The following is a 26,336-nucleotide window of genomic DNA, read 5'->3' as shown; positions in this document are numbered from 1 at the left end:
CCAATGCGTCACGGATTCCGTGGTCGTCGCTTCAACCGCACGACCGAACACCGCAAGGCCATGTTCGCCAATATGGCGGCGGCCCTGATCAAGCACGAGCAGATCGTCACCACGCTCCCGAAGGCCAAGGACCTGCGTCCGGTTGTCGAGAAGCTGATCACGCTCGGCAAGCGCGGCGACCTGCATGCCCGCCGCCTCGCCATGTCGAAGCTGCGCGACGAGACCATGGTCAAGAAGCTCTTCGACGTGCTGGGCAAGCGCTACCAGGACCGCAATGGCGGCTACACCCGCGTCCTGAAGGCCGGCTTCCGCTATGGCGACAACGCGCCGATGGCCGTGATCGAGTTCGTCGACCGCGACGTCGATGCGCGCGGCCAGGATTCGGGCCCGACCATGAAGGAAGAGATCGTCGAGGCCGCCGAGTAATTTCTTAGGTCATCGGATTTCATGAAGGGCGGTCCTCGGGCCGCCCTTTTCGTTTTAGGCGGCCGGAACTTGGTGTTTCGCTTTCCGCGTTCTATCCATACGGCTCTCGAAGACAGGATTCGACAGGTATGCGCTTCTTCCACCCCGCGATCGGATTTCTCGCCGCCATGCTGGCCTTCGGCCCGGCCGGCGCCCAGACGCCCGCCCAGCGCGTCGTTCCCGAGAGCAAGGCTCAGGTCCAGCTCTCCTTCGCGCCCGTGGTGCGCCAGACCGCAGGATCTGTCGTCAACGTCTATGCCAAGCGGAATGACCGCCGGCAGAACGCGGCCATCGAGGACTACTTTCGCCGCTTCTTCGGTGACAACGCACCGGGCGTGCCGCGCGGGCGGTCGCAGAGCTCCCTCGGTTCGGGCGTGATCGTCGATCCGTTGGGTCTCGTGATCACGAACAACCACGTGATCGAGAACATGAACGAGGTGAAGGTGGCGCTCGCCGACCGGCGGGAATTCGAGGCAGAGATCCTGCTGCGCGACTCCCGTACGGATATCGCCGTGCTGAAGCTGAAGGACGCCACGAACCTGCAGGCGATCGAACTCGGCGACTCGGAGGCGCTTCAGGTCGGCGATCTCGTGCTCGCCATCGGCAATCCCTTCGGCGTCGGCCAGACCGTGACCCAGGGCATCGTTTCCGCGCTGGCCCGAACCCAGGTCGGGATTTCCGACTACCAGTTCTTCATCCAAACGGATGCGGCCATCAATCCGGGCAATTCGGGTGGTGCGCTCATCGACATGAACGGCCGCGTGGTCGGCATCAACACTGCAATCTATTCCCGCTCCGGCGGCAGCATCGGCATCGGCTTCGCCGTGCCCTCCAGCATGGTCCGGGTGGTGCTGAACTCGGCTCGGGGCGGCTCCAAGAACGTAGTCCGGCCCTGGCTCGGCGCACGCCTCCAGCCCGTGGACGGCGACATAGCCAACGGACTCGGGCTGGAGCGTCCGACCGGCGTCCTCGTGACCGCGATCTACGACAAGGGACCTGCCGCCGAAGCCGGTCTCAAGCGTGGCGATGCGATCCTGATGGTCGACGGACAGCCCGTCGATAACCCGGATTCCTTCGGCTACCGCTTCACTCTGAAGGGGACGCAAGGGCAGGTTCCGCTGACGATCCTGCGGGGCGGCAAGCAGAATACGATCCAAGTCAAGCTCATGCCGCCGCCGGAAAATCCGGCCCGGGATCCGGTGCGCGGCCGCGCTCGGACGCCGTTTGCCGGGGCGACCCTCGTCAACATGTCGCCGGCCGTCGCCGACGAGCTGCAGATCGAGATCGCGGATGACGGCGTGGTGGTTGCGGATATCGAAGACCGCAGCGTCGCCGGCAGTGTCGGCTTCGAGAAGGGTGACCAGGTCGTCGCCGTCAACGGCGAGCGGCTGGCTTCCACCAAAGACGCCGAACGCGCGCTCAACCGGACCGGCGGCTACTGGGAGGTGACCGTCAGCCGGGGCGGGCGCGTCTTCACGACTGTCCTCGGGCGATAGGCGGGACGGAGGCGGGGAGATCGGGTATTGATGTCGGCCCGTCCCCGAGTCCTTGAACCATCATGAGCGACCTGTTCTCATCCGCCGGCCTCGACCAGAACGCGCCCCGTCCGCTGGCGGACAGGATGCGCCCGCAGCATCTCTCCGAGGTCGTCGGTCAGGACCATCTGGTCGGCCCGGACGGGATCCTGACCCGCCTCATCGCCTCGAAGACCTTGGGCTCCCTGATCTTCTGGGGGCCACCCGGCACCGGCAAGACAACGGTGGCGCGGTTGCTCGCCCATGAGACGGATCTTCATTTCGAGCAGATCTCGGCGATCTTCTCCGGCGTGGCGGACCTGAAGAAGGTTTTTGAGGCCGCCCGCCACCGCCGCTCCATCGGCAAGGGCACGCTCCTCTTCGTAGACGAGATCCACCGCTTCAACCGTGCCCAGCTCGATGCTTTCCTGCCCGTGATGGAAGACGGCACCATCACGCTGGTCGGCGCCACCACCGAGAACCCGTCCTTCGAGCTGAACGCGGCGCTTCTCTCCCGCGCCCGCGTGCTCCTGTTCAAGTCGCTCGACGAAGACGCCATCGCGAGGATCCTGGTCCGGGCGGAGGAGATCTCGGGTAAAAGCCTGCCCCTCGACGAGGAGGCGAGAGCCTCCCTCGTGCGGATGGCGGACGGCGACGGCCGGGCCGTGCTGACGCTCGCCGAAGAGGTCTGGCGTTCAGCCAAGCCCGGCGAGATCTTCGATGCCGAGCAGCTGCAGGAGATCATCCAGCGCCGGGCGCCGATCTACGACAAGGGACAGGAAGGGCATTACAACCTCATCTCCGCCCTGCATAAGACCGTTCGCGGATCGGATCCCGATGCGGCGCTCTATTATCTGGCCCGCATGTTGGACGCCGGCGAGGACCGGCTCTTCATCGCCCGCCGGCTGGTGCGGATGGCGGTCGAGGATATCGGGCTCGCAGATCCCCAGGCCCTCGTGATCGCCAATGCGGCCAAGGACGCCTTCGACTTCCTCGGCTCGCCCGAAGGCGAGCTGGCCCTCGCCCAGGCCGCCGTCTATCTCGCCACTGCGCCGAAATCGAACGCGGTCTACACCGCCTACAAGGCCGCTACGCGGGTTGCCAAGGAGCACGGCTCCCTGATGCCGCCGAAGACGATCCTGAATGCGCCGACAAAGCTCATGAAACAGATCGGTTACGGCGAGAGCTACGCTTACGATCACGACGAGCCCGACGCCTTTTCAGGCCAGGATTACTGGCCGGAAAAGCTGGGACGGCAGGAATTCTACGAGCCCGTGGACCGCGGCTTCGAGCGCGAGATCCGGAAGCGGCTCGACTGGTGGGAGAGGCTGCGCCGCGACCGGCGGTCCGAGGACGAGCAGGGCTGACGCGATGAAATCTTATCTCCTCGTCTTCCTCGGTGCCGGGATCGGCGGCGCGCTCCGGCATAGCGTCAATGTCAGTTGCGCGCGCTATTGCGGAACGGCGTTTCCGTGGGGCACGCTCACGGTGAACGTCGTCGGCTCCTTCATCATGGGCGTCCTTGCCGGATGGCTTGCCTTCAAGGCGGGCGAGGGATGGAGCCAGCCGCTGCGGCTTTTCCTGACGACCGGAATCCTCGGTGGGTTCACCACCTTCTCGGCCTTCTCCCTCGACGCGGTACTGATCTGGGAGAGAGGGCAGGTGGGTATCGCCGCGACTTACGTGGTTGCCTCGGTCGTTCTCTCCATTGCCGGGCTGGTCGCCGGCCTCGGCATGATCAGGGCGATCAGCGCCTAAACCTCGATTGCCGCCCGCGCGGCGCTCTGATACCCACATTCGCATGAGAAAAAGCGGTTCAGGACAGAATGGTGCCCGCGGCGGGCGCTCGGGTGCCCGGCAGGGGTTTCGCTCGCGCGAGGACAAGCCGGCACGCAAGGGGACGTCGACAAAGTCCTCGTCGGCCAAGTCTTCGTCGACCAGGACTCCCTCGGCTAAGCAGGATGGGTTGAAGTCGGCTGCCAAGGCACGACCAGCCACTACCCTGCGCGACAAGGCGCCGGCGCGGCCGCGCCAAGCTAAGTCTGCGGCGGAGGCTCCCCCGCGCCCGACGCGCGCCCAGGCCAAGGCCGAGGCTCAGGAGGTTCTGGCAACCGGCGTGCAGACCCTCGTTGTCGAGCCGGACGAGGCCGACATGCGCGTCGATCGCTTCCTCGTCGCCCGCTTTCCGCAGCTGGCCTTCACCCATATCCAGCGCATCGTCCGCAAAGGCGAGCTGCGCATCGACGGCAAGCGCGCCCAGCCGAACGACCGGCTCGTGGCAGGCCAGAAGGTTCGCATCCCGCCCCTGAAGCTCGACCAGCCGCGTCCGGTCTCGCGCAGCGCCGCCAAGGACCAGGACGACCGCGATTTCCTGAAGTCGATCACGCTCTACGAGGACAAGGACGTCCTCATCATCAACAAGCCCATGGGGCTTGCAGTGCAAGGCGGCTCTGGCACCAAGCGGCACGTGGACGGCTTGCTCGAGGCGCTGACGGCAGACGACGGGCAGAAGCCGCGTCTCGTGCATCGTCTCGACAAGGACACGGCCGGCTGCCTCGTCATCGCCAAGACGCGCTTCGCCGCCTCGACCATGGCGAAGTCGTTCCGCGCGCGCACCACGCGCAAGATCTACTGGGCGCTGGTTGCCGGCGTGCCGCGCGTGCGGCAGGGCAGGGTATCGACCTATCTCGCCAAGGAAGGCGACGAGGGCGATTCCCGCATGCGCGTCGCCCGCCACGGCGACGAGGGCGCAAGCCACGCGCTGACCTATTACGCGGTGGTCGACACGGCGGCCCAAAAGCTCGCCTGGCTGTCGCTGAAGCCTGTGACCGGCCGCACCCATCAGCTGCGTGCCCATGCTGCGCATATCGGCCATCCCATCGTCGGCGATCCGAAATATTTCGACATCGAGAACTGGGAGCTGCCGGGGGGCATCCAGAACAAGCTGCATCTGCTCGCACGCCGCATCGTCATCGCCCATCCGCGCACCGGCAAGCCCATCGACGTCACCGCGCCGCTGCCGCCGCACATGCAGCAGAGCTTCAACCTGCTCGGGCTCGATACGAGCCGCTACGATCCCATCGTCGAGGCGCCGGAAGACTAGTTTCGGCTACCTCCATCGCCCAATCTTCCTGTCGCACTTTCGCCGCGCATCACGCGCAGCATCGTGGTGCTCACAGAGCAAGGAGGAGATCGATGGAACACAAGCATCTTGATCAGCTCCGCAGTGTCGCCGACGTTCAGCCGAGACCTCTGTCCCGCGAGGAACGCCTCCAGCGCTGGATCGACCTGCTCGAAGCCGATCCGAAGCGCCGCCTGAATTCCCTCGGGGAGATCGAATACAAGCCCCCGGCCGAAAGGGCTCTGGTCCGCGAAGACAATTCCCCGCTGACCGTTGCCTATGACGATCCGATCCTGCGTGCGGACGGCTTGGCGAGCGACCGGCTCGGCGATGCCATGCGCTACTTCGCGCTGTCCGATGGCCAGGCGCATTACGCGCTCTGCTCGTGCCTGAGCGGCCGGACGATGGATGCCGGCACCTGCGCACAACGATTGCGGAACGCCACGGGCAACGTCGCCTGGGAATCGGCGGTGGGAGCCTGGACGCTCGCGGTCCTGGCGGTCAGCCTGCCCGGCCTCGTCTATCTTCTGAGCTGAGGGTCAGGCCTATCGCGGATATCCACATCAGGAGGCTCAAGGCCTCCTGAGGGCAGTCCATGGCCGTTGCGGATAGAGCGAGAATAGGGGACAAAGCGGCAGATCGGAAAAGGCACTCCCATCATGCTGCACATCGAGCCCGTGACCCTCTCGACGGACCTTCTGACGTTGAGGCCCTTGAGCCTCGCCGAGGTCCCGGCGCTCGCGAAGGCGGCGAGCGATGGCGAGCTTTGGGTGAAAAAGACGACCACCGTGCCCCGGCCGGAAGGTTTCGAAGCCTATGTCGAGTCGGCCCTCAAGCTCCAGGCGGCCGGTCTCGCGCTTCCCTTCGCAACTGTGGTGAATGAGGGCAACCAAGTCGTCGGCTCGACCCGGTTCATGAACATCGATGCCGCCAATCACCGGGTCGAGATCGGGACCACCTGGATCGCCAGGTCCTGGCAGCGGACCTTCGTCAACACCCACGCCAAGTTCCTCATGCTGCGGCATGCCTTCGAGACGCTGGGCTGCATTTCCGTCGAGATCCGGACCCATGCCGGCAACGACCAGTCCCGTGCCGCCATCGAGCGCCTCGGCGCCAAGCTCGACGGCATCCTGCGGCATCATATGATCATGCCCGACGGGCATATCCGCGACACGGCGACCTACAGCATCGTCCGTGACGAGTGGCCTGCGGTGAAGGCGGGGTTGGAGCGGCGGATGGCTGCTCTTTAGCTGAGCGAAGCTTGACTATGGCGGAACGCAGGTTGCGACACCACGTTGGTCTTCGACAGGTTCCGTCAGCGAGTTGAGGCATGAACGATACCGTCCGCGACAACGCCGCCCATCGTCGGTTCGAGCTGGAGAGAAACGGGCATATCGCCTTCGCCAATTACGAGAGGCGCGGATCCGATCTCGTGATCCGGCATGTGGAGGCGGCGATCCCGCTGCGCGGCACCGGGGCTGCCGGCGAATTGATGAAGGGCGTTGCGGAGATCGCGCGCTCCGAGGGTCTCAAGATCACGCCGCTCTGCGGCTATGCATGGGCCTGGATCAAGCGCCACAAAGAATATCGCGATCTGCTCAACTAGAGCGCTTTTCGGCGAGGTGGATCCGGTTCGCCTTCAAAAGCGCGGCAACTCTAGGCATCCGCACCTATCCATTCGGTGGGTGTGCCCATTCGCCGTACTGCGGACTGCGTCAAAATAGACTAAACAGCGGCTCCTCCAAAAAACTCCGAACCGCGCTATGGGGGCGCCGCCTGTGACCAACGTTCTCGAAAAAGCAAGAAGGCACCTGACCAAGAAAAGCGTGGCAATTTCGTCCGCGATCCTCGCCTTGCTCGTCGCAGCAGCCGTGTTCATGGGGCCTCGCCTGCTGGCCGAGCCCGTCAGCGAGATTTCCTATTCGGACTTCACGCGCGAGCTTTCCGACAAGAAGGTCCAGAAGGTCCTGATCGAAAGCGGCGGCCTTTCCGTCTCGATGGGCGACAGGGAAGTCTTCGTCCGGATGCCGAACGGGCTGGTGAGCGCCGATTACATCGAGCGGATCACTGCCGCTGGTGCCGAGGTGGACTTCAAGAAGCCCGGCTTCGACGCCGCTCATATTGCCGGGATCCTGGGGCCGCTGATCCTGGTGGTCGCCGTGTTGGCGATGCTGGCCATCCAGACCGATTTCAAGCCGGGCGCCCGCTGGCCGCGCGTGGTGCGCAGCATCCCGAACCGCTTCGACGATGTCGCCGGTCAGGAGGAGGCCAAGGGAGAATTGCAGGAGGTGATCGCCTTCCTCAAGGATGCCGACGCCTTCACGCGGGTCGGCGCCCGCATTCCGCGCGGACTGCTGATGGTCGGGCCGCCCGGAACCGGCAAGACCCTGATCGCCAAGGCGCTCGCCGGCGAGGCCGGTGTCTCGTTCATGGCGGTCTCGGGCAGCGACTTCTCCGCACCCCTGATCGGCATCGCCAAGGGCCGTGTCTCGAAGCTCTTCGAGCAGGCCCGGAAGAAGGCTCCCTGCCTGATCTTCATCGACGAGATCGATGCCATCGGCCGCAAGCGCGGCGGCGGAGGCTCGGCGGCCGATCGCGAATTCGAGGCGACGCTGAACCAGCTTCTGGTCGAGATGGACGGCTTCAACACCACCGCCGGCGTGATCGTCATCGGCGCCACGAACCGCGTCGATGTGCTGGACCCCGCTCTTCTGCGTCCCGGCCGCTTCGACCGTCAGGTCCATATCGGTCTCCCCGATATCAGCGGCCGCGAGGCGATCCTCAACGTACATGCCCGCAACGTGAAGCTGGCCGAAGGCGTCAGCCTTGCCTCCATCGCCAAGGGAACGCCGGGGTTCTCCGGCGCCGATCTGGGCAACCTCCTCAATGAAGCTGCGATCTTCGCGGCGCGCGAGGGCGTCGGGGAGGTCGGCCGCGATCATCTGGAGGCGGCCCGCAACAAGATCATCATGGGTCTCGAGCGGCGTTCGCTCGTCATCTCTGACGACGAGCGTCGGCTGGTCGCCGTCCATGAGGCGGGTCATGCCCTCTGCGCCTGCCTCCTGCCGGCTTCCGACAAGGTGCACAGCGCCACCATCATCCCGCACGGCCAGGCGCTCGGCCTCGTCATGCGGCTGCCGGAGCACGACCGGTTCTGCATCCCGGTGGAAAAGCTCGAGGCCGATCTGATCGTCGCCATGGGCGGCCGTGCCGCCGAGGAGGTCGTGTTCGGGCCTAAGAAAGTGACGACGGGGGCCGCGAGCGACATCGCCCACGCCACCAACATCGTCACCAAGATGGTGACCGAGTGGGGCATGAGCCCGGCCATCGGCATGGTCCGGGTCGCGCATTCGGGCGACAGCCTGCCGCGCGAGGTCGAGCAGGAGATACGCCGCATCATCGACGAGATGTACGCGGCCGCGAAGGCCTGCATCGAGGACAACCGCGACGCGCTCGACGCTCTGACCGAGGCGCTTCTCGATCACGAGACCATCGAGGGCGACGAGGTTCGAGACATCGTCGCGCGGCAGCAGGACAGGCTTGCCGCTTAAGGCCCGGCTCGCTGGTCAGACGCCACCCCGTCTCCCCTCGGATTCATCCGAGGGGAGACGGGGGCATCGATCGTGCAGACCACCCCGCCGGGTGCGAAAAGGATGGAGACGACGCCGTCGAGCTCCTGAGCGAGGCTGCGCTCGATCAGCCGTGTGCCGAAACCTCTCCGGCTCGGCTCCACCACGGGCGGGCCGGCCTTCTCCTCCCAGACCATTCGCAGCCGCGTGCTGCCGGCTTGCGGCGTCACCGACCAGGTGATTGCGACGCGACCGGGTTCGTTGCGCAGAGCACCGTATTTGACCGCGTTCGTCCCGAGCTCCTGCAGTGCCATGGCGATGGCCAGGGCGACACGCGGCGGCAGACGTATCTCGGGGCCCCCGACATCGAAGCGCTCGCCGCCATCGCTCTGAAACGGTGCGATGGCTTCCTGAATGACCTCGTGCAGGAAAGCTCCGCCCCAGTTCTCCCGGGTCAGCACGTCATGCGCCCGCGAGAGCGCGAACAGCCGCCCCTCCATCGCTTCGCGAGCCTCGACCGTGGACCCCGCGTTGCGCAGGCTTTGGGAAGCAATGGATTGCACAGTCGCCAGCGTATTCTTCACACGGTGGTTGAGCTCGTTGATGAGGAGCTGCTGGTGCTCCTCCGCCTTCTTCATCTCCGTGATGTCGAGCGCGACACCGAGGGTTCGGGCGGGAATTCCGTCCGTGATGTCCTGGAGTTCGGCGCGAAGCAGGAGCCAATGGATGGACCCGTCGCGCCAGAGGATCCGCAGTTCGGATTCGATGTGGCTCTCGCCGCGGGCAAGGGCCTCCATGACAACGGCGCGGATGCGCTCCCGCTCGCCCGGATAATAGCGCGCCCGGATTTCGTCCATGGACGGAGCCGCATCCGGTGGAAGTCCCAGCAGCCGGTTCAGCTCCGGCGACACCGTCACCCGCTCGGTCGCGGTCTCCACCTCCCAGACGGCCATGCGCCCGGCGTCGATGGCAAGGCGCAGCCGGGTTTCGCTCTTGGCAAGAGCAGCCTGAGACAGCTTGGATTCGGAAAGATCCGCAGCAAGCACGTAGAAGCCGATGACGGTCCCATCTTCGCTGCGATCCGGAATGTAGTCGGATTTCACATACCGCATGCCCGACCGGAACGGGGCCCACCATTCATGACCTGTCCTCTCGCCCGAGAGAGCAGCTTCGATATAGGGCCTCGTCCGTTCATAGGCCGGGATGCCGACAGCCTCCCACAGGGTACGTCCGTACAGGCTTTCCGGACTCTGCCCGATCCAGGTCTCGTAGGCGCGGTTGTTGAACCGGTAGCGCTGATCCGCGTCCACATAGGCGACGAGGGCGGGCAGATGATCCGCGATCTGCCGGAGCTTCTCCTCGCCTACGCGGCGCGGCCACTCGTTGTCGTTGGAGCCTTCTATCGCCGGGTCTGAGGGCAGGGCTGAAACGCCGTCGCCGGCTCGCTCCCGGAGCCGAAAGTTTTCCCGCTCCAATTCGGCTATCCTGTGCAGCAGGACATCCGGATCCAAGGGCTCAGTCGTTCTCATCTATTGTTCTGGCCCATCCTATACGGCAGTAAGATCCTATCCGCAGCATCCGTTGCGAAGATAGACCCATGCCCCGAAAAAACCGCGAGGGGCGGGCGGTTTCCGGTCGCAGGTTCTGGCCGATGACGGGAAACTTGCCTATGGTGCGCGCAACAAGGGGGCTTCCATCATGCAACGCATCACTCGTGTCGCCGTCGTCGTCTGTCTGGGCCTTCTGGCCACGGCCTGCGACAAGTGCGGCAACTGGAGCATGAACGCTCCGCAATTCTGCCACGCCGACAAACCGAAGAGCTAACAGCCGCCTAACCGGGAAAGATCCTTGAAGCTCGTTCTTTTCGATGTCGACGGAACGCTCGTCGACAGCCAGAACATCATCGTCGCGGCCCAGCAGGCGACCTTCGCCGCCCATGGACTGGAGCCCCCAAGCCGCGAGCGGGCGCTGTCCATCGTCGGACTGTCGCTCGCCGAGGCCTTTACGGCTCTGGCGGGGCCGAAAGCGCCGATTGCCGATCTGGTCGCCACCTACAGAGAGGTGTCCGCCGTCTTGCGGCGGGACCCGGCTCATGCCGAGCCGCTGTTTCCTGGTGCGGGCGAATGCATCGCGGCGCTGCGGGATCGGCGTGAGGTGGCGCTCGGCATCGCCACCGGCAACTCGCAACGGGGCGTGGCGCGCATTCTCGACAGCTTCGGATGGCATGGCGTCTTCGCGTCGATCCAGACTGCCGACGATGCGCCGTCCAAGCCGCATCCCGGCATGATCCTCCAGGCGATGCGGGCAACCGGAGTCGCTCCGCATGAGACGGTGATGATCGGCGATTCGAGTTTCGACATGGCTATGGCCCGCGCCGCTGGGGTCATGTCCGTCGGCGTGTCCTGGGGCTTCCAGCCGGTAGGCGCGCTTAACGAGGCGGGAGCAGGCGCCATCGTCCATTCCTACGCGGAACTCGCGACCGTCCTGGACGATTTCCTCGACCGGTCCATTCAGATTTTGCCCTCGCAGATCCCGGCCTGAAACCCTATTTTCCGACCATGACAGATCCACGCGACTGGTTCCCATCCGAAGAAGAACCCAATCCGATGCGGGCCGCCCAGGCCGGCATGAAGCCAACCCTGCCGAAGCGCTTCTATAAGGATGCGGGCGTAAAGGAGCGGGACGGCAAGTTCTTCCTCGCCCTGGATGGACGAACGGCGAAGACCCCGAGCAAGCAGGACCTGGCGGTGCCTTCGCGAGGTCTTGCCGAGGCGCTGGCCGAGGAATGGCGGGGGCAGGGCGGCGAGATCGATCCCTCGACCATGCCGGTAACCCGCATCGTCAATTCCGCCATCGACGGCGTTGCGCCGCGGCAGGCCGAGGTGGTCGACGATCTCGTCCGCTATGCCGGATCCGATCTGGTTTATTATCGGGCCGCCGAGCCCGAGCGCCTCGCGCACTCCCAGGATGCTGCCTGGAGCCCCGTGCTCGACTGGGCGAAAGAGGTGCATGGCGCCCGCTTTTCCCTGGGCGAGGGGGTGATGCATGTGACGCAGCCCGAGGAGTCCGTTGCGGCCATTCGCCGGGCCATCGAGCAGATCGAATCACCCTTTGCCCTTGCCGCCCTCCACGTGATGACCACCCTGTCCGGTTCTGTGCTGATCTCGCTCGCCCATGCCGCGCAGCAGATGGATGCCGACGCGGCCTGGGCCGCCGCCCATGTGGACGAGCTCTATCAGGAGAGCGTCTGGGGCGAGGATTACGAGGCCATGGAGCGCCGCCGCCGTCGTGAGGCCGAGTTCAAAGCCGCCGCCCGGGTTTTTCGCTTGGCCACCGAATAAAAAAGCCGCCGACCCGGGAGGAGCGACGGCCTTGAATGCTGTCGGTTGGGATCTTAGGCGCGCTGGAAATTGATTCCGCACTTCTTCTGGACGGACGCACCCTCGATGGCCTGCATCTGCCCCTTGAGACGGGCGAGTTCGGCGGTCTGGGCATTGTTGCCGCTGACGAAGAAGGCGGCCGGCCAGAAGATGACGACGGCGGCCGTCGTCGCGACCGCATCTTTCGTAGCCTGCGAATCCTGTGCGCCCGAGGCCACGGCGGCAGCCGCGCTGACGCGCTGCGCCTCGGCGCTCAGCTCACGGCAGCTATAGCTGCCATACATCGTCGGCGACACATAGGATGCGGCGACGTCCTCCGAGCGGCTGGCGCAGCCGGCGGTTGCGAGCGACAGGAGGGCGGCGGCGGCCGCGAGGGAAGTGGTCTTGTTCATGGTCAGCCCCATCATAAACGTGATAACGTTTATCTGATATCCTTCTTAGACCGACCTGTGAAGTGCTGTGGAGCACACGTCCATAGTGGGATTTTGGGGTTCGCACGGCTGTGCTAAGCGGAGGATCATTCCCCCGGAACAGGGACCTGCCATGAAAGATATCCTCGAACGGCTCGAAGAGCGGCGCGCCCAGGCCCGCCTCGGCGGCGGCGAAAAGCGCATCGAGGCGCAGCACGGCCGCGGCAAGCTGACGGCTCGCGAGCGCATCGAACTCCTGCTCGACAAGGGCTCCTTCGAGGAGTTCGACATGTTCGTCGAGCACCGCTCGAGCGATTTCGGCATGGAGAAGGTCAAGATCCCGGGCGACGGCGTCGTCACGGGCTGGGGCACGGTCAACGGCCGCACGGTCTTCGTCTTCGCCAAGGACTTCACCGTCTTCGGCGGTTCGCTGTCCGAGGCGCACGCCCAGAAGATCATCAAGATCCAGGACATGGCGCTCAAGATGCGCGCGCCCATCGTCGGCCTGTTCGATGCCGGCGGCGCGCGTATCCAGGAAGGCGTCGCGGCGCTCGGCGGTTACGGCGAGGTGTTCAAGCGGAATGTCATCGCCTCCGGCGTCATCCCGCAGATCTCGGTGATCATGGGGCCCTGCGCCGGTGGCGACGTCTATTCGCCGGCCATGACCGATTTCATCTTCATGGTGCGCGACCGCTCCTACATGTTCGTCACCGGGCCCGAGGTGGTGAAGACCGTCACCAACGAGACGGTGACTTCGGAGGAGCTCGGCGGGGCGAAGGTCCACACCAGCAAATCCTCGGTGGCCGATGGCGCCTATGACAACGATGTCGAGGCGCTGCTGCAGGTGCGCCGCCTGATCGACTTCCTGCCGGCGAACAACATGGACGGCGTGCCGGAGATCCCGAGCTTCGACGATCCCAACCGCACCGACGACAGCCTCGACACCTTGATTCCGGACAATCCGAACAAGCCCTACGACATGAAGGAGCTGATTCTGAAGGTCGTGGACGAGGGCGATTTCTTCGAGATCCAGGAAGCTTACGCCAGGAACATCATCACCGGCTTCGGACGCATCGAGGGCCACACGGTGGGCTTCGTCGCCAACCAGCCGATGGTGCTCGCCGGCGTGCTCGACTCGGATGCCTCGCGCAAGGCGGCGCGCTTCGTGCGCTTCTGCGATGCCTTCAACATCCCGATCGTCACCTTCGAGGATGTACCGGGCTTCCTGCCGGGCACGGCGCAGGAATATGGCGGTCTGATCAAGCACGGCGCCAAGCTGCTCTTCGCCTATTCGGAAGCGACCGTACCTCTCGTGACGGTGATCACGCGAAAGGCCTTCGGCGGCGCCTATGACGTGATGGCGTCAAAGCATATCGGCGGCGACATCAATTATGCGTGGCCGACCGCGCAGATCGCGGTGATGGGCGCCAAGGGCGCGGTGGAGATCATCTTCCGGCAAGATATCGGCGATGCGGAGAAAATCGCTGCGCGCACAAAGGAATACGAGGACCGCTTCATGTCGCCCTTCGTGGCGGCCGAGCGCGGATATATCGATGAAGTGATCATGCCGCATTCGACACGCCGGCGGATCGCGCGGGCACTCGCGATGCTGCGGCACAAGGAAACCGAGCGTCCGTGGAAGAAGCACGACAACATTCCGTTGTAACTGATTGAAGAACGGCGAATTACGCCGCCTTAACACCTCCGGAATTCTCGTCGACCGACATGACCGCAGCGTGTGCCCATTCGGGCACGCGCTGCTCTGTCACGCTTGCCTCAGCTTGGCCGATCTGAAATACCGAGCTTAAGCGCCGAATCCGTCTCGAAGAGTTGATGACGATTCTCGGATCTGCCGCCGCTTTCAGGCGTTCTGCCGTCATCCAAAAAACTGCGAGGGTTGGGAATGCACGCCTCGGAAGGCCGCAACACCGTGATCGATTTTTGGCGAGGGCTGGTCCTCGTCATCATTTTCGTGAATCACGTTCCGGGCAACATTCTCGAACATCTGACGCCGCGCAATTACGGCTTTTCCGATGCGGCGGAAGCCTTCGTCTTCATCTCCGGCCTCTCGGTTGCGCTCGTCTATTATCCGAAGCTGCATCAGCGCGGCATCCTCGATATCATCAGGCGGTGCTTCCGGCGTTCGCTCGAACTCTATCGCATGCACCTGATCATGACCGGCGCGGCCGTGGCGCTGTTCTCCGTGGGCTACGTGCTCAGCGACGACATCATGATGATCGAGGCCCATGGCCGCAGCGCGGTGTTCGAGGATACGGCACGCGGCGTGACGGGCGTTCTTCTGCTCGGGCATCAGCTCGGCTATTTCAACATCCTGCCCCTCTACATCGCTCTCATGCTCTGGGCGCCCCTGGCCTTGATCCTGCTGCGCATTCATGTGGCACTGGCGGCTGTGGTCTCCGTAGCGGTTTATCTGCTCGCCCGAGCCGATGTGCTGGCCCTGCCAAGCTGGCCCGAGCCGGGACGGTGGTTCTTCAACCCCTTCGCCTGGCAGCTTCTGTTCACGCTCGGCATTTTTACCGGCGCATTGTTCTCGCAGATGAAGAGCGTCCCTTACTGGCGCCCGGCCTTCATCGGTTCCTTGGCCCTTCTGTTCGCTTCCTTCGTCACGATGATGAACGGGTTCGGCCTGGCGCCGAACCTGCTCTGGGGCGCCTTCAATAATGTCGACCTCGTGAAGAGCGATCTCGGCCTCGGCCGCCTGATCCACTTCCTGGCACTCGCCTATGTGGTGACGCAGATCCGCCTGGGGCATGTCCTGCAGGGGACCACCCTCGGCGCCGAGATGATGCGCCTGGGGCGCTATTCCCTGCCGGTCTTTGCCGCCGGATCCATCCTGAGCGCGCTCGGGGAGGTCACAATGACGCTCGCCGCGGTGAAGTCCTCCGCTAGTCCGCATATCGTCGGTATGGTATTCACGGTGTTCGGTATCCTCGGACTCCTCCTGCTGGCGCGATATCTCGAATGGAAAAAGAAAGGCTCGACCGCTCCCCGATCGGAGCGAGTCGGAAAATCTGGCCTCGTGTCGGTATCGTCCGGGCAACTGCCGCAATAGCATCCATTTTCCTCGTGGGCATTGGCGGGTCTGCGAACGCGCAGGACGCCGTCTGCCACGGGTCCAAGCCGATCTTCTCGTCTCCCGTGAAGCTGGAGGCCATCGCGTCCAAGCTCCGGCGCCATGAACCGGTGCGGATTCTCGCCATCGGTTCCTCTTCGACGGAAGGGATCGGCGCGTCTTCCCCGGCCTTTTCCTATCCGGCCCAGCTCCAGGCCAACCTCATCCAGGCGTGGAAAGGGCCCGTCACAGTCGAGAATGCGGGCAAGGGCGGCGAGACGATCATCGAGACCATCGGGCGCCTCGAAGCGGCCCTGAAGGCCAAGAAGCCGGACCTCGTCATCTGGCAGGTCGGCACGAACGATGCGGTGAAGGGCGGCGACGAAGCCGGTTTCTCGACCCTTCTGCGGCAGGGCATCGATGCGGCGCAGGCGCTCGGCGTCGAGGTCATTCTCGTCGACCAGCAATATTATCCGGCAATCAAGGATTTGGGCCGCTACGAGCGGTTCGTAAGCCTCGTCGGCGCGACCGCCGCTACGGAGCAGGTGCCGGTGTTCTCTCGCTACAAGCTGATGAAAGCCTGGAGCGAGCGCTCGGCGGACATCCTGGGCTCCATGCTGTCGAGCGACGGGTTCCATATGGGCGATCGCGGCTACGATTGCCTGGCGCAGCTCATCGCCGACGGCCTGCACTACCCGATGGCGGTGTCCGAGATCGCACCCGGCATGGCCGCCACGGTTGCCGCACAGCCGTAAGATCGGCCCTTTTCGCACGGACGATAGACAGCCCGGCACGCCATTGCGTTGCGCGGCCTACCCCGATAAGGCGTTGCTCCGAATATTTCTCGGCCTGAAAGCGTCTCTATGACTAGCGTTCAGATGCCTGATCGAGGCCCGCCATGACCATCCCATGCGATCGCTCCTGGGTTGCCGCCGCCATCCAGACCATCGAGGCGGATTTCAACCGTTCCTCGGATACGCATCTTCTGCGGGTGCCGCTCCCGGCGGCGCCCGGCGTCGAGCTCTACCTCAAGGATGAATCGACCCATCCCTCGGGCAGCCTCAAGCACCGGCTGGCGCGGTCGCTCTTTCTCTATGGGCTCTGCAACGGCTGGATCGGATCGGAGACCACCATCGTCGAGGCCTCGAGCGGCTCGACGGCCGTGTCGGAGGCCTATTTCGCCCGGATGCTGGGCTTGCGCTTCATCGCCGTGATGCCGCGCTCGACCTCCGCCGAGAAGATCGCGCAGATCGCCTTCTATGGCGGCGAGAATCATTTCGTGGACAGTCCGGCCGAGATGTATGCCGAGAGCGCTCGGCTCGCCGATGAGTTGGGTGGCCATTACATGGACCAGTTCACCTATGCCGAGAGGGCGACCGACTGGCGCGGCAACAACAACATCGCCGAATCCATCTTCAGCCAGATGACCCGCGAGGAGCATCCGGTGCCGAGCTGGATCGTGGTGGGGGCGGGGACCGGCGGCACTTCGGCGACCCTCGGCCGCTATATCCGCTATCGCCGCCTGCCGACGCGGCTGTGCCTCGCCGACCCGGAGGCCTCGATCTTCCACCGTTATCTGGCGGACCGGAGCGTCTGCAGCGTCTCAGGGCCGCCTTCGGTGGTCGAGGGGATCGGCCGCCCCCGCTGCGAGCCGTCCTTCGTGCCGGAGCTGATCGATCGTGCCTATGCGGTGCCGGACGCGGCGAGCATCGCCGCCGCAAGGGTTCTCTCCCGGCGCATCGGGCGCTCCTGTGGCGGCTCCACGGGCACCAATCTCTGGGCCGTCGCCCAGATCGTCGGCGAGATGGTGAAGAACGGCGAGCAGGGCTCCGTCGTGACGCTGCTCTGCGATTCCGGCGAGCGCTACCGCAGCACGCATTTCGATGATGCGTGGCTTGGCGCGCGCGGCATCGACATCAAGCCGGCGGAAGAGGCGATGGAGCGGTTTTTCGAGACGGGTGTTTTTAAACCCGAGCTGTCGCAAACTTTGCCCTCATCCTGAGGAGCAGACAAAGTCTGCGTCTCGAAGGAGGATCCAGAGCGCACTGGAACCTCCTTCGAGACGGCCGCTCTGCGGCCTCCTCAGGATGAGGTTTGTGTTAGTTGAAGCCGCTTATTTGCGAGACTGCTCAAACCATTTTACGAGAAGCTGCAGATCCGTCTGCGACAGGTTGTGGCCTGTCGGGAGCGTCTCGTGCTGGACCTCGGCACCGGCGGCCGACAGCGATGCTGCGAGACGCTTCGCGTTGTCGGACGGGATGATCGGGTCCATTGCACCCGAAGTCATCAGCACCCGCTTGCCCGTGAGATCCGCCCGCGGCGCGTTCGACAGGGGCACCATCGCCCGGAGCAGCGCGGCGCCGGACAGCGCCTCGGGACGCAGCATCAGCATCGCGGCGGCGATGTTGGCACCGTTGGAGAAGCCGACCGCGACAGGCGCCTCGAGCCCGTAGGCCTTGCGCGCCTCGGCGACGAAGTCGGCAAGCTCGTTCGCGCGGAACTTCACGTCCTCCTCGTCGAACACGCCCTCGGCCAGACGGCGGAAGAAGCGCGGCATGCCGTTCTCCAGGATCTTGCCGCGCGGGGAGAGCAGGGCAGAGCCGGGGGAGATGGTGCGGCCGAGACCCAAGAGATCGTTCTCGTCGCCGCCGGTGCCGTGGAGCAGCAGAAGCGGCGGACGCTTCGGATCCGTGGCAGGCTCAAAGCGGTGGATGAAGGACAGTTCGGTCATGACTTTCTCTTTCTCCCTCTCCCCGGAGCGGGAGAGGGTGGCGAACGGAGTGAGCCGGGAGAGGGGAAGTGATCGAGCGAAGCCCGCCCCTCTCCCGACCTGCTTCGCAGGTCACCCTCTCCGATGGATCTCGGCTGTTGCCGAGATCCACTTCAATAGCGCAAGTCGGGAACACCCGACTTGCGTGGGGAGAGGGTTTTCGGCTAGGCCAACTCAGGCAGGTGCGCCTCGATCTCGCTGCGCCGAGCCTCCAGGAAGGCCGGGAGCTTCAGCGCGGCGCCCAGGCTGTCCTGAGGCTCGTCCGCGGCAAAGCCCGGCTCGTCCGTGGCGATCTCGAAGAGGATGCCGCCCGGCTCCCGGAAATAGACGGACCGGAAGTAGTTGCGGTCCTTCTGCTCCGTGGTCTCGATGCCGTGCTTCTCCGCGAGCTTCTTCACCATCTCGGCCTGATCGGCATCGTCCTTGGCGCGGAAGGCCACGTGATGGACGGAGCCGCCGCCCATGCGTCCTGGCAGGAAGCCGCCGGCGCTGCGGATGTCGACCGTGCCGCCGATGAGAGCATCCGTCTTGTAGCGGATCAAGGATCCCTCGCGAGCCGTCTCACGGAAGCCGAAGACGTCGGTCAGGATCTTAGCCGTGCGCTCGCCGTTCTCGACCAGCAGCGTGACACCCTCCAGGCCGCGGATGGCATGCTCCGACGGGATGTCACCGGCCGTCCAGGCAGGCTCGCTCTCCGCATTCGGCGTGCCCACGAGCGCGAGGGTGGTGCCGTGCGGATCCTTGAAGGTCAGCACGCTCTGCCCGAAGCGCTTCTCCACGTTGCCATGCTCGACGCCCTGCTCGATGAACCGGTGCGTCCAGTAGCCGAGAGAGGCCTCAGGCACCCGGAACGACGTCTCCTGCGTCGAGCCGATGCCGTTTCTTCCGGGTGCGACATGCTCCCACGGGAAGAAGGTCAGGATCGAGCCGGGCTGGCCGAGGCTGTCGCCGAAATAGAGGTGATAGGTGCCGGGATCGTCGAAATTGACGGTCTTCTTGACCAGTCGCAGGCCGAGCACGCGGGTGTAGAAATCAAGGTTGCGGCGGGCGGGGCCTGCGATGGCGGTGACGTGATGGATACCGTGGTGCCGCATGGGAGTGTTCCTTAACGGGCTGACGCGGATTTGCGTCGCTTGGCAGGGAGATATGTACCATTGATGGTCGGTGAAGTGCGGAAAGGGCGACCTTGCGTGATTGCAAAGCCGGCCGCGTCCGCGTCGGCAAAGGCTCGTGATTGCTGAAGAATCTGGAACGGCAAGAATCCAGCAACCAAAGTCTCTCAGCAAGGCTTAACCTCAACGGCGATTCAGCATTTCGCGTTAACGGTTTAGCCCTGGCATCCATGTGAAAGTTCCTTCCAGACAAGCGGACAACCGGCAGTAAGCCAAAGAAAAGCCGGCGGGAGTCAAACGGATGATGAAGGAACAGCTTCGCGATTTCATCGACAGGATCACCGATACGCAGCACGTGTCGGATGATGACGTGGAAACACTTCAGCAGATCATGGATTGCGGCATTACCAGCCGCCTCGAGGTCGAATCCCTCCTGGCGCTCGACCGCGTTGCGAGCGGTACTGAGAGCTGGGGCTGCGTTCTGACGAAGCTCGTCGTCGAATTCGTCGTCTGGAAGCGGCTGCCCCACGGGGTCGTCAGCAACGACGATGCGTTCTGGCTCGCCACCGTTCTGGACGTCAGCGGCCCGTCGCCGAACGCCATGAGCATCGCCTACGCGATCCTCGACGAGGCCGGCCATGTGGACGTGGCGCTGCTCGATTTCATCATGCGCGGCCGTCAGCAGGCGCGGCTGTCCCAGATGGCTGCATAACAACCTGCATATCCCTGAACCCTCATCCTGAGAGGCTGGCTCATCAATCTCTCACCTCATCCTGAGGAGCAGCGAAGCTGCGTCTCGAAGGAGGATCCAGTGATCTCTGGAGACGCCCTCGTCCTTCGAGACGCCGCCTGCGGCGGCCCTCAGGATGAGGGCTTAGGAGCAGGAACCCTTTTCGAGCCAGACTCTCAGGATGAGGGCTGTATGGTGAAGTCCCGACGGACTTAGACGCGCCTAACGCTAATTGCTGAAACAAGCCCCGCTTCCCCAAGGCACCGATGTGCAGTAACGGAGGTGGGGCTTAATTTGTTTGGGTGGAGCGTTCGAGGTTCATGTTCGACAAGATCCTGATTGCGAACCGGGGCGAGATCGCGTGCCGGGTCATCAAGACCGCCCGGCGCATGGGCATCAAGACGGTGGCCGTCTATTCCGATGCCGACCGGGATGCCCTTCACGTGGAGATGGCCGACGAGGCCGTCCATATCGGCCCGGCGGCGGCCGCCCAATCCTATCTCGTGATCGAGAAGATCATCGAGGCCTGCAAGGCCACCGGCGCCCAGGCCGTCCATCCCGGCTACGGCTTCCTGTCCGAGCGCGAGGCCTTCCCGAAGGCGCTGGCCGAGGCCGGCATCGTCTTCATCGGCCCCAATCCTGGCGCCATCGCCGCCATGGGCGACAAGATCGAGTCGAAGAAGGCGGCCGCCGCGGCAAAAGTCTCGACCGTGCCGGGCTATCTCGGCGTGATCGAGGGGCCGGAGCAGGCGGTGACCATTGCCGACGAGATCGGCTATCCGGTGATGATCAAGGCCTCCGCCGGCGGCGGCGGCAAGGGCATGCGCGTCGCGTACTCCGCCGACGAGGTCGCCGAGGGTTTCGCCCGCGCCAAGTCGGAGGCGGCTTCCTCCTTCGGCGACGACCGGGTCTTCGTGGAAAAATTCATCACCGACCCGCGCCACATCGAGATCCAGGTGCTCGGCGACAAGCACGGCAACGTGATCTATCTCGGCGAGCGCGAATGCTCGATCCAGCGCCGCAATCAGAAGGTCATCGAGGAGGCGCCGTCGCCGTTGCTCGACGAGGCCACCCGCAAGCTGATGGGCGAGCAGGCGGTCGCGCTCGCCAAGGCCGTTGCTTACGATTCCGCCGGGACGGTGGAGTTCGTGGCCGGCCAGGACAAGTCGTTCTACTTCCTCGAGATGAACACCCGCCTGCAGGTGGAGCATCCGGTGACCGAGATGATCACCGGTATCGACCTCGTCGAGGAGATGATCCGCGTGGCCGCCGGCGAGAAGCTGCGGATGTCTCAGTCGGATGTGATATTGAACGGCTGGTCGGTGGAAAGCCGCATCTATGCCGAGGATCCGGTACGCAACTTCCTGCCGTCCACGGGGCGCCTCGTCACCTACCGCCCGCCGCAGGAAGGCGCGCAGGACGGCGTCACGGTGCGCAACGACACCGGCGTCTACGAGGGCGGCGAGATCTCGATCTATTACGATCCGATGATCGCCAAGCTGGTCACCCACGCCCCGACCCGCCTGCAGGCCATTCAAGCCCAGGCGACGGCGCTCGACGCCTTCGCCATCGACGGCATCCGGCACAACATCCCGTTCCTCTCCGCCCTGATGCAGCATCCCCGCTGGCAGTCGGGCAAGCTCTCCACCGGCTTCATCGCCGAGGAGTTCCCGCACGGCTTCCATGCGCCGGCACCAGAAGGCGAGGTTGCCCTTCTCATGGCAGCGGTGGGCGCCGCCATCGACCACCTGCTCAACGAGCGCAAGCGCCACATTTCCGGCCAGATGCGCCAGGCTTCGAGCCTGCGCTTCGAGCGCGAGCGCGTGGTGCTGCTGGGCAAGGAGCGTCATGAGGTCGTGATCGAGGACATCGAGGGCGGCTTTGCCGTCGTGATCGGCGGCCAGTCCTGGCCCATCGTCTCGGATTGGCGGCCGGGCGAGCCGGTCTGGACCGGAAGCGTGGGCGGCGAGGAGGTCGCGGTCCAGGTGCGGCCGATCCTCAATGGCGTCGTGCTCGCCCATGCCGGCGCCGCGGCCGAGGTGCGGGTCTATACCCGGCGCGAGGCGGAACTCGCCGCCCTGATGCCGGAGCGGCTTGAGGCGGATACGGGCAAGCAGTTGCTCTGCCCGATGCCGGGACTGGTGAAGGCGATCAGCGTCTCGGTCGGGCAGGACATCAAGGCCGGCGAGCCGCTCTGCATCGTCGAGGCGATGAAGATGGAGAACGTGCTGCGCGCCGAGCGCGACGGCACCATCTCCAAGATCCACGCCAAGGAGGGCGACAGCCTCGCCGTCGATGCGGTGATCATGGAGTTTGCATAAGGCGGTCACATTCGGCGGGCATTCTACTAGATATGAACCTATTGCACGGCGGGTGTTCTTCGATACCAGTCCCACGCCAGGGGGATGACACCTTCCGCCGTCATCCCCAGGCTTGTCCCGGGGACCCACGTCTTCTGCAGCGTGGCGGATCCTCAAGGCGTGGGTGGCCGCAACAAGTGCGGCCATGACGTAGGTGGGTCCGTCTCCGGACGGAGCACAGCGGAGGGGGTGGGAAACTATCAGCGCCTCGCGTGCGGGTGGATCCCCTTCCCGGCCTTACGGCCGCCGGGGATGACACGCTCTCACGTCATGGCCGGTCTTGTGCCGGCCATCCCGATACGGTGAAGCGCCGTGCTTTTCGGGTCGAGATCACCGGCACGAGGCCGGTGATGACGTGGGAGGGAGGCTTGTCCGGCCTTCCCGAATGTAGCCGACCGGCAACGAAGGAAGCACCCAAACCCATGCCTCTCTACTTCGCCTACGGGTCCAACATGGACCAGGCCGCCATGCTCCAGCGCTGTCCTGCCTCGAAGCCGGTCGGCATCGGGCGGCTCATGCGCCACCGTTTCATCATCTTCGAGGAAGGCTACGCCTCCGTTGTGCGCGATCCACAGCGCGTGGTCTGGGGCATGGTCTGGGACCTGGCGCTCGCCGACGTCCCGGCCCTCGACCGCTATGAGAGCCTCTCGACGGGTCTCTACACCAAGGTCGTGCAGCCCGTGGTGACGGAGCAGGGTCCGCGCCGGGCGGTGGTCTATATCGGCCGCAGCGCCAAGCCCGGCACGCCGCTTCCCGGCTACATGGAGGGGGTGGTGGAAGCGGCCGAGCATGCCGGGCTCCCTGCGGACTACATCAAGAGCCTCGGTATCTGGCTGCCCCGGACGCAGGCCTCGGCTCCGGCCGCGCAGACCCCCAAGGTGCGCCCGCTCTGGAACGCGCCTTCGGGAACGTTCCGAAAAAACCGCTGAAAGCTGTCCGGCCTGCCGAGAACCCCCGCCATGCGCGCGCGTTGAGTGAGGACAGATGACCGAGAATCGAACGCTCCACATTCTGATCCATGGCCGCGTCCAGGGGGTGAGCTTCCGCGCCTGGACGCAGCATCAGGCGCAGCTTCATGGGCTGAGCGGCTGGGTCCGCAACCGACGCGATGGCACGGTCGAAGCCGTGCTTTCGGGGCCCGCCAATCTCGTCGATGTCATGCTGAAGGCCTGCCACGAGGGGCCGTCGGGATCGCGCGTCGAACGGGTCGAGGTGATCGCGGGAGTTCGGCCCGAAGACGAGCTTTCGAGCCGGTTTGAGATCCGCGGTACGGCTTAGTCCTTGCCGGGCTCATCGCCATCGATGGGACCGCCTGCCTTCTTCCAGGCGGTGAATCCGCCTTCCATATGGGCGACCGGCTTCAGCCCCATATCCTGCGCCGTTGCGGCGGAGAGCGCGGAACGCCATCCGCCGGCGCAGAAGAACACGAAGGTCTTGTCCTGGGCGAAGACCGGCTTGTGATAGGGGCTTTCCGGATCGATCCAGAATTCCAGCATGCCGCGCGGGCAATGGACGGCACCCGGCAGGCGACCCTCGCGCTCGAGTTCCCGCGGATCGCGCAGATCGACGAACACCACGTCCTCCCGGCCTTGCAGGGCGATGGCATCGGCGACGGGCAGCGTCTCGATCTTGGCATTCGCCTCGTCGAGCAATGTCTTGTAGCCGCGTGTGATCGTCTGAGGCATGAGTGGCCGCTCCGGGTTGAGGCTTTCCACAAACTGGGCATGATGGCTGCGGAGTCAACGGGAGTTCACGGGTGCTCGGCTTCACCAATCTCGATTATGTGGCGCTGGCCTTCTTCCTGATCGCCTGGTTCGGCTACCACGCCGTGCTCGAACTCACGCCTGCTGGCCAGAGAAGCCTGAACAAGATGATGAACAGCTACCGCTATCGCTGGATGGAGCAGATGGTGGTGCGCGAGAACCGGATCGTCGACACCACGATCATGGCCTCGCTCATGAACGGCACCGCCTTCTTCGCCTCGACCTCGCTGATCGCCATCGGCGGCGTGCTGGCGCTGCTGCAATCCACCGACTCGGTGCTTCCCGTCTTTGCCGATCTGCCCTTCGGCGAGCCGCCGACGCGGCTTGCCTGGGACGTGAAGGTCATCGGTCTCGCGGTAATCTTCGTCTATGCCTTCTTCAAGTTCGCCTGGGCTTACAGGCTGTTCAACTACATGGTGATCATCGTCGGCGCGGTTCCCGTCCTGAAGGAGAGCAACCGGGCCGAGGCCCTCGCGGTGGCACGTCAGGCAGGCACCATGAACGCGGTGGCCGGCAAGCATTTCAATCGCGGGCAGCGGGCCTTCTTCTTCTCTTTGGCCTATCTCGGCTGGTTCGTGAGCGCCTATCTCTTCATCGGAGCCACCGCCGGCGTTCTGATCGTCATGTGGAGACGCCAGTTTTTATCCGATGCCCACGATGCAGCTTTGAGTGGAACCGATGTCTAGGAACGCGAATCCCGAGGAACTGGAAACCGCCATGCTCTCGCTTCTGGCGGAGCGCGGACCCGGCAAGACCATCGGCCCGGCGGATGTCGCCCAGGCCATCGGCGGCAACCAGCCGGACGGGTGGGGACCGCTCATGCAGCCGGTCCGCAAGGTCGCCGTGCGCCTGATGAAAGAGGGGCGCATCGCCATTCTGCGAAAAGGCCGCCCGGTCGATCCCGACGATTTTCGCGGCACGTATCGGCTGGCGCTGCCGCCGGAGGCTCCTGAGCCCTCATCCTGAGGGCCGCCGCAGGCGGCGTCTCGAAGGACGAGGGCGTCTCCAGTGCTCTCTGGAACCTCCTTCGAGACGCCTGCTCCGCAGGCTCCTCAGGATGAGGTAAGAGATTTATGAGCCTGGCTTAAGGACCGGGGAAAATCCGCCCCGTGCGGCCCGTCGCGTAATAGCCGATCAGGCCCGCCCATTCCTTCGAGCCGAGATCGAGCCGTCGCAGGCCCTCCGAGATGAAGGCGAACGGGCGATGCGTGTTGCGGCCTCCGCCGGTGCGGAAATCGACCGGGTAGGGCGTGATCGGAAACTCCGCCTTCTCGAAAACGCCGACGGCGCGCGGCATGTGCCAGGCCGAGGTGACGAGAAGCCAGCGCTCCCCTTCGCGTGGCTTTGCCAGTTCTCGCGAATAGGTGGCGTTCTCCGCAGTCGTGCGCGAACGGTCCTCGATCAGGATACGCGCGGAATCGATGCCGACGCTCTTCAGATAGGCCGCGATGATGGGAGCCTCCGCCGCTCCGTCGCCGAAGACCGTGCCGCCGCCACCGGAGATGAGGATGCGGGCGTTCGGGTAGCGGTGCGCGAGCTGGATCGTGTCGAGCACGCGTTCCGCCGATTCATTGGAGACGATCATTCCGCGGGCAGCGGAATCCGCCGCCTCGACGGAGCCGCCGAGCAGGATGATGCCGTCGACGGGCCGGCCGTCGTCACGGAAGGGTGCAAACCGCTCCTCCAGCGGTGTGAGTACATAGCTGGCGATGGGCGACAGGCCGAGGACCATGGTCGTGAGCGTCATGGCGAGGCTCAGGCCGATGCCGAACGGCCTTACGCGCTTGAACAGCGAGATCACGAGGCCGAGCAGGATAAGGCTGACCAGAAGGTTGGAAGGCGTGGCGAAGAACCATGCGACTTTCGAGAGGGTGTAGAACACGGGCCATCCTCATTCATGGCGATTTACGCTTGGACACACCTTCTCACGTCATCACCTCCCCGGACTTGATCCGGGGGTCGGTGCCGGTGATCCCGATCCGATTGGCGCGGCGCTTTTCCTAGTCGAGAACGCCGGCCATGACGTGCCAGGGTGTCATCCCCGGCGGCCGTCGGCCGGGAAGGGGATC

At 64.7% G+C, this 26,336-nt stretch carries 27 protein-coding genes and 1 pseudogene; 22 read left to right on the top strand and 6 right to left on the bottom strand.

From position 1 onward, the window contains the following. The first annotated feature begins 3 nt into the window (after positions 1-3). The 9 genes from rplQ (at position 4) to ftsH (ending at position 8,651) form a co-directional block, all read left to right on the top strand. The gene (rplQ, locus tag JKL46_RS07715; RefSeq protein WP_201831545.1) at positions 4-426 is read left to right on the top strand and encodes a 50S ribosomal protein L17; all 423 of its coding nucleotides are present in this window, start codon (positions 4-6) and stop codon (positions 424-426) included. A 128-nt stretch (positions 427-554) separates the two neighbouring features. Next, a complete protein-coding gene (locus JKL46_RS07710; protein WP_201831543.1) occupies positions 555-1,961 on the top strand; it encodes a Do family serine endopeptidase in 1,407 nt (468 codons plus the stop codon). 62 nt (positions 1,962-2,023) lie between these two features. Beyond that, a complete protein-coding gene (locus JKL46_RS07705) occupies positions 2,024-3,346 on the top strand; it encodes a replication-associated recombination protein A (RefSeq protein ID WP_201831537.1) in 1,323 nt (440 codons plus the stop codon). A 4-nt stretch (positions 3,347-3,350) separates the two neighbouring features. After that, positions 3,351-3,737: a fluoride efflux transporter CrcB gene (crcB, locus tag JKL46_RS07700; RefSeq protein WP_201831536.1), complete on the top strand. Its 387-nt coding sequence runs from the start codon at positions 3,351-3,353 to the stop codon at positions 3,735-3,737. Between the two features lie 43 nt (positions 3,738-3,780). Then, on the top strand, positions 3,781-5,082 hold the full coding sequence (locus tag JKL46_RS07695; protein WP_201831534.1) for an RluA family pseudouridine synthase: 1,302 nt from the start codon (positions 3,781-3,783) through the stop codon (positions 5,080-5,082). Positions 5,083-5,174: 92 nt separating this feature from the next. Further along, positions 5,175-5,636 (top strand): hypothetical protein, encoded by a 462-nt coding sequence (locus JKL46_RS07690; protein WP_201831532.1) that lies wholly within the window; start codon positions 5,175-5,177, stop codon positions 5,634-5,636. A gap of 123 nt (positions 5,637-5,759) precedes the next feature. Continuing rightward, a complete protein-coding gene (locus tag JKL46_RS07685) occupies positions 5,760-6,350 on the top strand; it encodes a GNAT family N-acetyltransferase (RefSeq protein WP_201831530.1) in 591 nt (196 codons plus the stop codon). A gap of 80 nt (positions 6,351-6,430) precedes the next feature. Further along, entirely contained in the window at positions 6,431-6,706 is a 276-nt protein-coding gene (locus JKL46_RS07680) for a GNAT family N-acetyltransferase (RefSeq protein ID WP_201831528.1), read from the top strand. 220 nt (positions 6,707-6,926) lie between these two features. Then, on the top strand, positions 6,927-8,651 hold the full coding sequence (ftsH, locus tag JKL46_RS07675) for an ATP-dependent zinc metalloprotease FtsH (protein ID WP_343074030.1): 1,725 nt from the start codon (positions 6,927-6,929) through the stop codon (positions 8,649-8,651). Here the strand turns inward: ftsH and JKL46_RS07670 are convergent. After that, on the bottom strand, positions 8,648-10,198 hold the full coding sequence (locus JKL46_RS07670) for a sensor histidine kinase (protein ID WP_201831523.1): 1,551 nt from the start codon (positions 10,196-10,198) through the stop codon (positions 8,648-8,650). The two genes, ftsH and JKL46_RS07670, sit on opposite strands and share 4 nt — an antisense overlap. A gap of 169 nt (positions 10,199-10,367) precedes the next feature. Between JKL46_RS07670 and JKL46_RS36250 the strand changes: the two genes are divergently transcribed. Genes JKL46_RS36250 through JKL46_RS07660 form a run of 3 tightly spaced genes read left to right on the top strand, consistent with a single transcriptional unit; the run spans position 10,368 to position 12,010 of the window. Next, positions 10,368-10,493 (top strand): hypothetical protein, encoded by a 126-nt coding sequence (locus JKL46_RS36250; RefSeq protein ID WP_281399850.1) that lies wholly within the window; start codon positions 10,368-10,370, stop codon positions 10,491-10,493. 24 nt (positions 10,494-10,517) lie between these two features. Beyond that, entirely contained in the window at positions 10,518-11,210 is a 693-nt protein-coding gene (locus JKL46_RS07665; protein ID WP_201831521.1) for an HAD-IA family hydrolase, read from the top strand. A gap of 17 nt (positions 11,211-11,227) precedes the next feature. Next, on the top strand, positions 11,228-12,010 hold the full coding sequence (locus tag JKL46_RS07660; RefSeq protein ID WP_246529201.1) for an ATP12 family chaperone protein: 783 nt from the start codon (positions 11,228-11,230) through the stop codon (positions 12,008-12,010). Between the two features lie 53 nt (positions 12,011-12,063). Here the strand turns inward: JKL46_RS07660 and JKL46_RS07655 are convergent, their stop codons facing one another. After that, the gene (locus JKL46_RS07655; protein WP_201831519.1) at positions 12,064-12,441 is read right to left on the bottom strand and encodes a hypothetical protein; all 378 of its coding nucleotides are present in this window, start codon (positions 12,439-12,441) and stop codon (positions 12,064-12,066) included. A gap of 151 nt (positions 12,442-12,592) precedes the next feature. Here JKL46_RS07655 and JKL46_RS07650 point away from each other — a divergent pair, with 151 nt between their 5' ends. The 4 genes from JKL46_RS07650 to JKL46_RS07635 all read left to right on the top strand — a co-directional run bounded on the left by JKL46_RS07650 (position 12,593) and on the right by JKL46_RS07635 (position 17,534). Next, entirely contained in the window at positions 12,593-14,125 is a 1,533-nt protein-coding gene (locus JKL46_RS07650) for an acyl-CoA carboxylase subunit beta (protein WP_201831517.1), read from the top strand. 237 nt (positions 14,126-14,362) lie between these two features. Then, on the top strand, positions 14,363-15,532 hold the full coding sequence (locus JKL46_RS07645) for an OpgC family protein (protein WP_201831515.1): 1,170 nt from the start codon (positions 14,363-14,365) through the stop codon (positions 15,530-15,532). 14 nt (positions 15,533-15,546) lie between these two features. Beyond that, the gene (locus JKL46_RS07640; RefSeq protein ID WP_201831513.1) at positions 15,547-16,287 is read left to right on the top strand and encodes a GDSL-type esterase/lipase family protein; all 741 of its coding nucleotides are present in this window, start codon (positions 15,547-15,549) and stop codon (positions 16,285-16,287) included. 143 nt (positions 16,288-16,430) lie between these two features. Continuing rightward, positions 16,431-17,534 (top strand): PLP-dependent cysteine synthase family protein, encoded by a 1,104-nt coding sequence (locus JKL46_RS07635; RefSeq protein WP_201831511.1) that lies wholly within the window; start codon positions 16,431-16,433, stop codon positions 17,532-17,534. Between the two features lie 111 nt (positions 17,535-17,645). On the opposite strand, the gene JKL46_RS07630 is transcribed toward JKL46_RS07635, so the two are convergent. Further along, positions 17,646-18,263, bottom strand: coding sequence for an alpha/beta hydrolase (locus JKL46_RS07630; protein WP_201831507.1), 618 nt, complete (start codon positions 18,261-18,263; stop codon positions 17,646-17,648). 203 nt (positions 18,264-18,466) lie between these two features. Beyond that, positions 18,467-19,396, bottom strand: a complete 930-nt coding sequence (locus JKL46_RS07625; protein ID WP_201831505.1) for a ring-cleaving dioxygenase — start codon at positions 19,394-19,396, stop codon at positions 18,467-18,469. Positions 19,397-19,715: 319 nt separating this feature from the next. On the opposite strand from JKL46_RS07625, the gene JKL46_RS07620 reads away from it, so the two are divergent. From JKL46_RS07620 to JKL46_RS07605, 4 genes and pseudogenes are all read left to right on the top strand, one after another. Next, on the top strand, positions 19,716-20,126 hold the full coding sequence (locus JKL46_RS07620) for a hypothetical protein (protein WP_201831503.1): 411 nt from the start codon (positions 19,716-19,718) through the stop codon (positions 20,124-20,126). 338 nt (positions 20,127-20,464) lie between these two features. Next, positions 20,465-22,465: an acetyl-CoA carboxylase biotin carboxylase subunit gene (locus JKL46_RS07615; protein WP_201831501.1), complete on the top strand. Its 2,001-nt coding sequence runs from the start codon at positions 20,465-20,467 to the stop codon at positions 22,463-22,465. 461 nt (positions 22,466-22,926) lie between these two features. Next, positions 22,927-23,340: pseudogene (locus tag JKL46_RS07610) on the top strand (gamma-glutamylcyclotransferase family protein); the annotation flags it as partial. Between the two features lie 148 nt (positions 23,341-23,488). Then, positions 23,489-23,782, top strand: a complete 294-nt coding sequence (locus JKL46_RS07605) for an acylphosphatase (protein WP_201831497.1) — start codon at positions 23,489-23,491, stop codon at positions 23,780-23,782. Here the strand turns inward: JKL46_RS07605 and JKL46_RS07600 are convergent. Next, positions 23,779-24,189, bottom strand: a complete 411-nt coding sequence (locus JKL46_RS07600; RefSeq protein ID WP_201831495.1) for a rhodanese-like domain-containing protein — start codon at positions 24,187-24,189, stop codon at positions 23,779-23,781. The two genes, JKL46_RS07605 and JKL46_RS07600, sit on opposite strands and share 4 nt — an antisense overlap. 71 nt (positions 24,190-24,260) lie before the next feature. Here JKL46_RS07600 and JKL46_RS07595 point away from each other — a divergent pair, with 71 nt between their 5' ends. Then, the gene (locus tag JKL46_RS07595; protein WP_201831494.1) at positions 24,261-24,953 is read left to right on the top strand and encodes a DUF599 family protein; all 693 of its coding nucleotides are present in this window, start codon (positions 24,261-24,263) and stop codon (positions 24,951-24,953) included. Next, positions 24,946-25,233 (top strand): DUF3253 domain-containing protein, encoded by a 288-nt coding sequence (locus tag JKL46_RS07590; RefSeq protein WP_201831493.1) that lies wholly within the window; start codon positions 24,946-24,948, stop codon positions 25,231-25,233. Before JKL46_RS07595 ends, JKL46_RS07590 begins: the two co-directional genes overlap by 8 nt. 118 nt (positions 25,234-25,351) lie before the next feature. Here the strand turns inward: JKL46_RS07590 and JKL46_RS07585 are convergent, their stop codons facing one another. After that, a complete protein-coding gene (locus tag JKL46_RS07585) occupies positions 25,352-26,149 on the bottom strand; it encodes an ElyC/SanA/YdcF family protein (RefSeq protein ID WP_201831492.1) in 798 nt (265 codons plus the stop codon). Positions 26,150-26,336 lie beyond the last annotated feature (187 nt).

The organism is Microvirga zambiensis WSM3693 (assembly GCF_016735695.1).
Classification (GTDB): domain Bacteria; phylum Pseudomonadota; class Alphaproteobacteria; order Rhizobiales; family Beijerinckiaceae; genus Microvirga; species Microvirga zambiensis.
The sequence above is the reverse complement of the archived record's forward strand: the minus strand, read 5'-3'. Positions and strand labels throughout refer to the sequence as shown.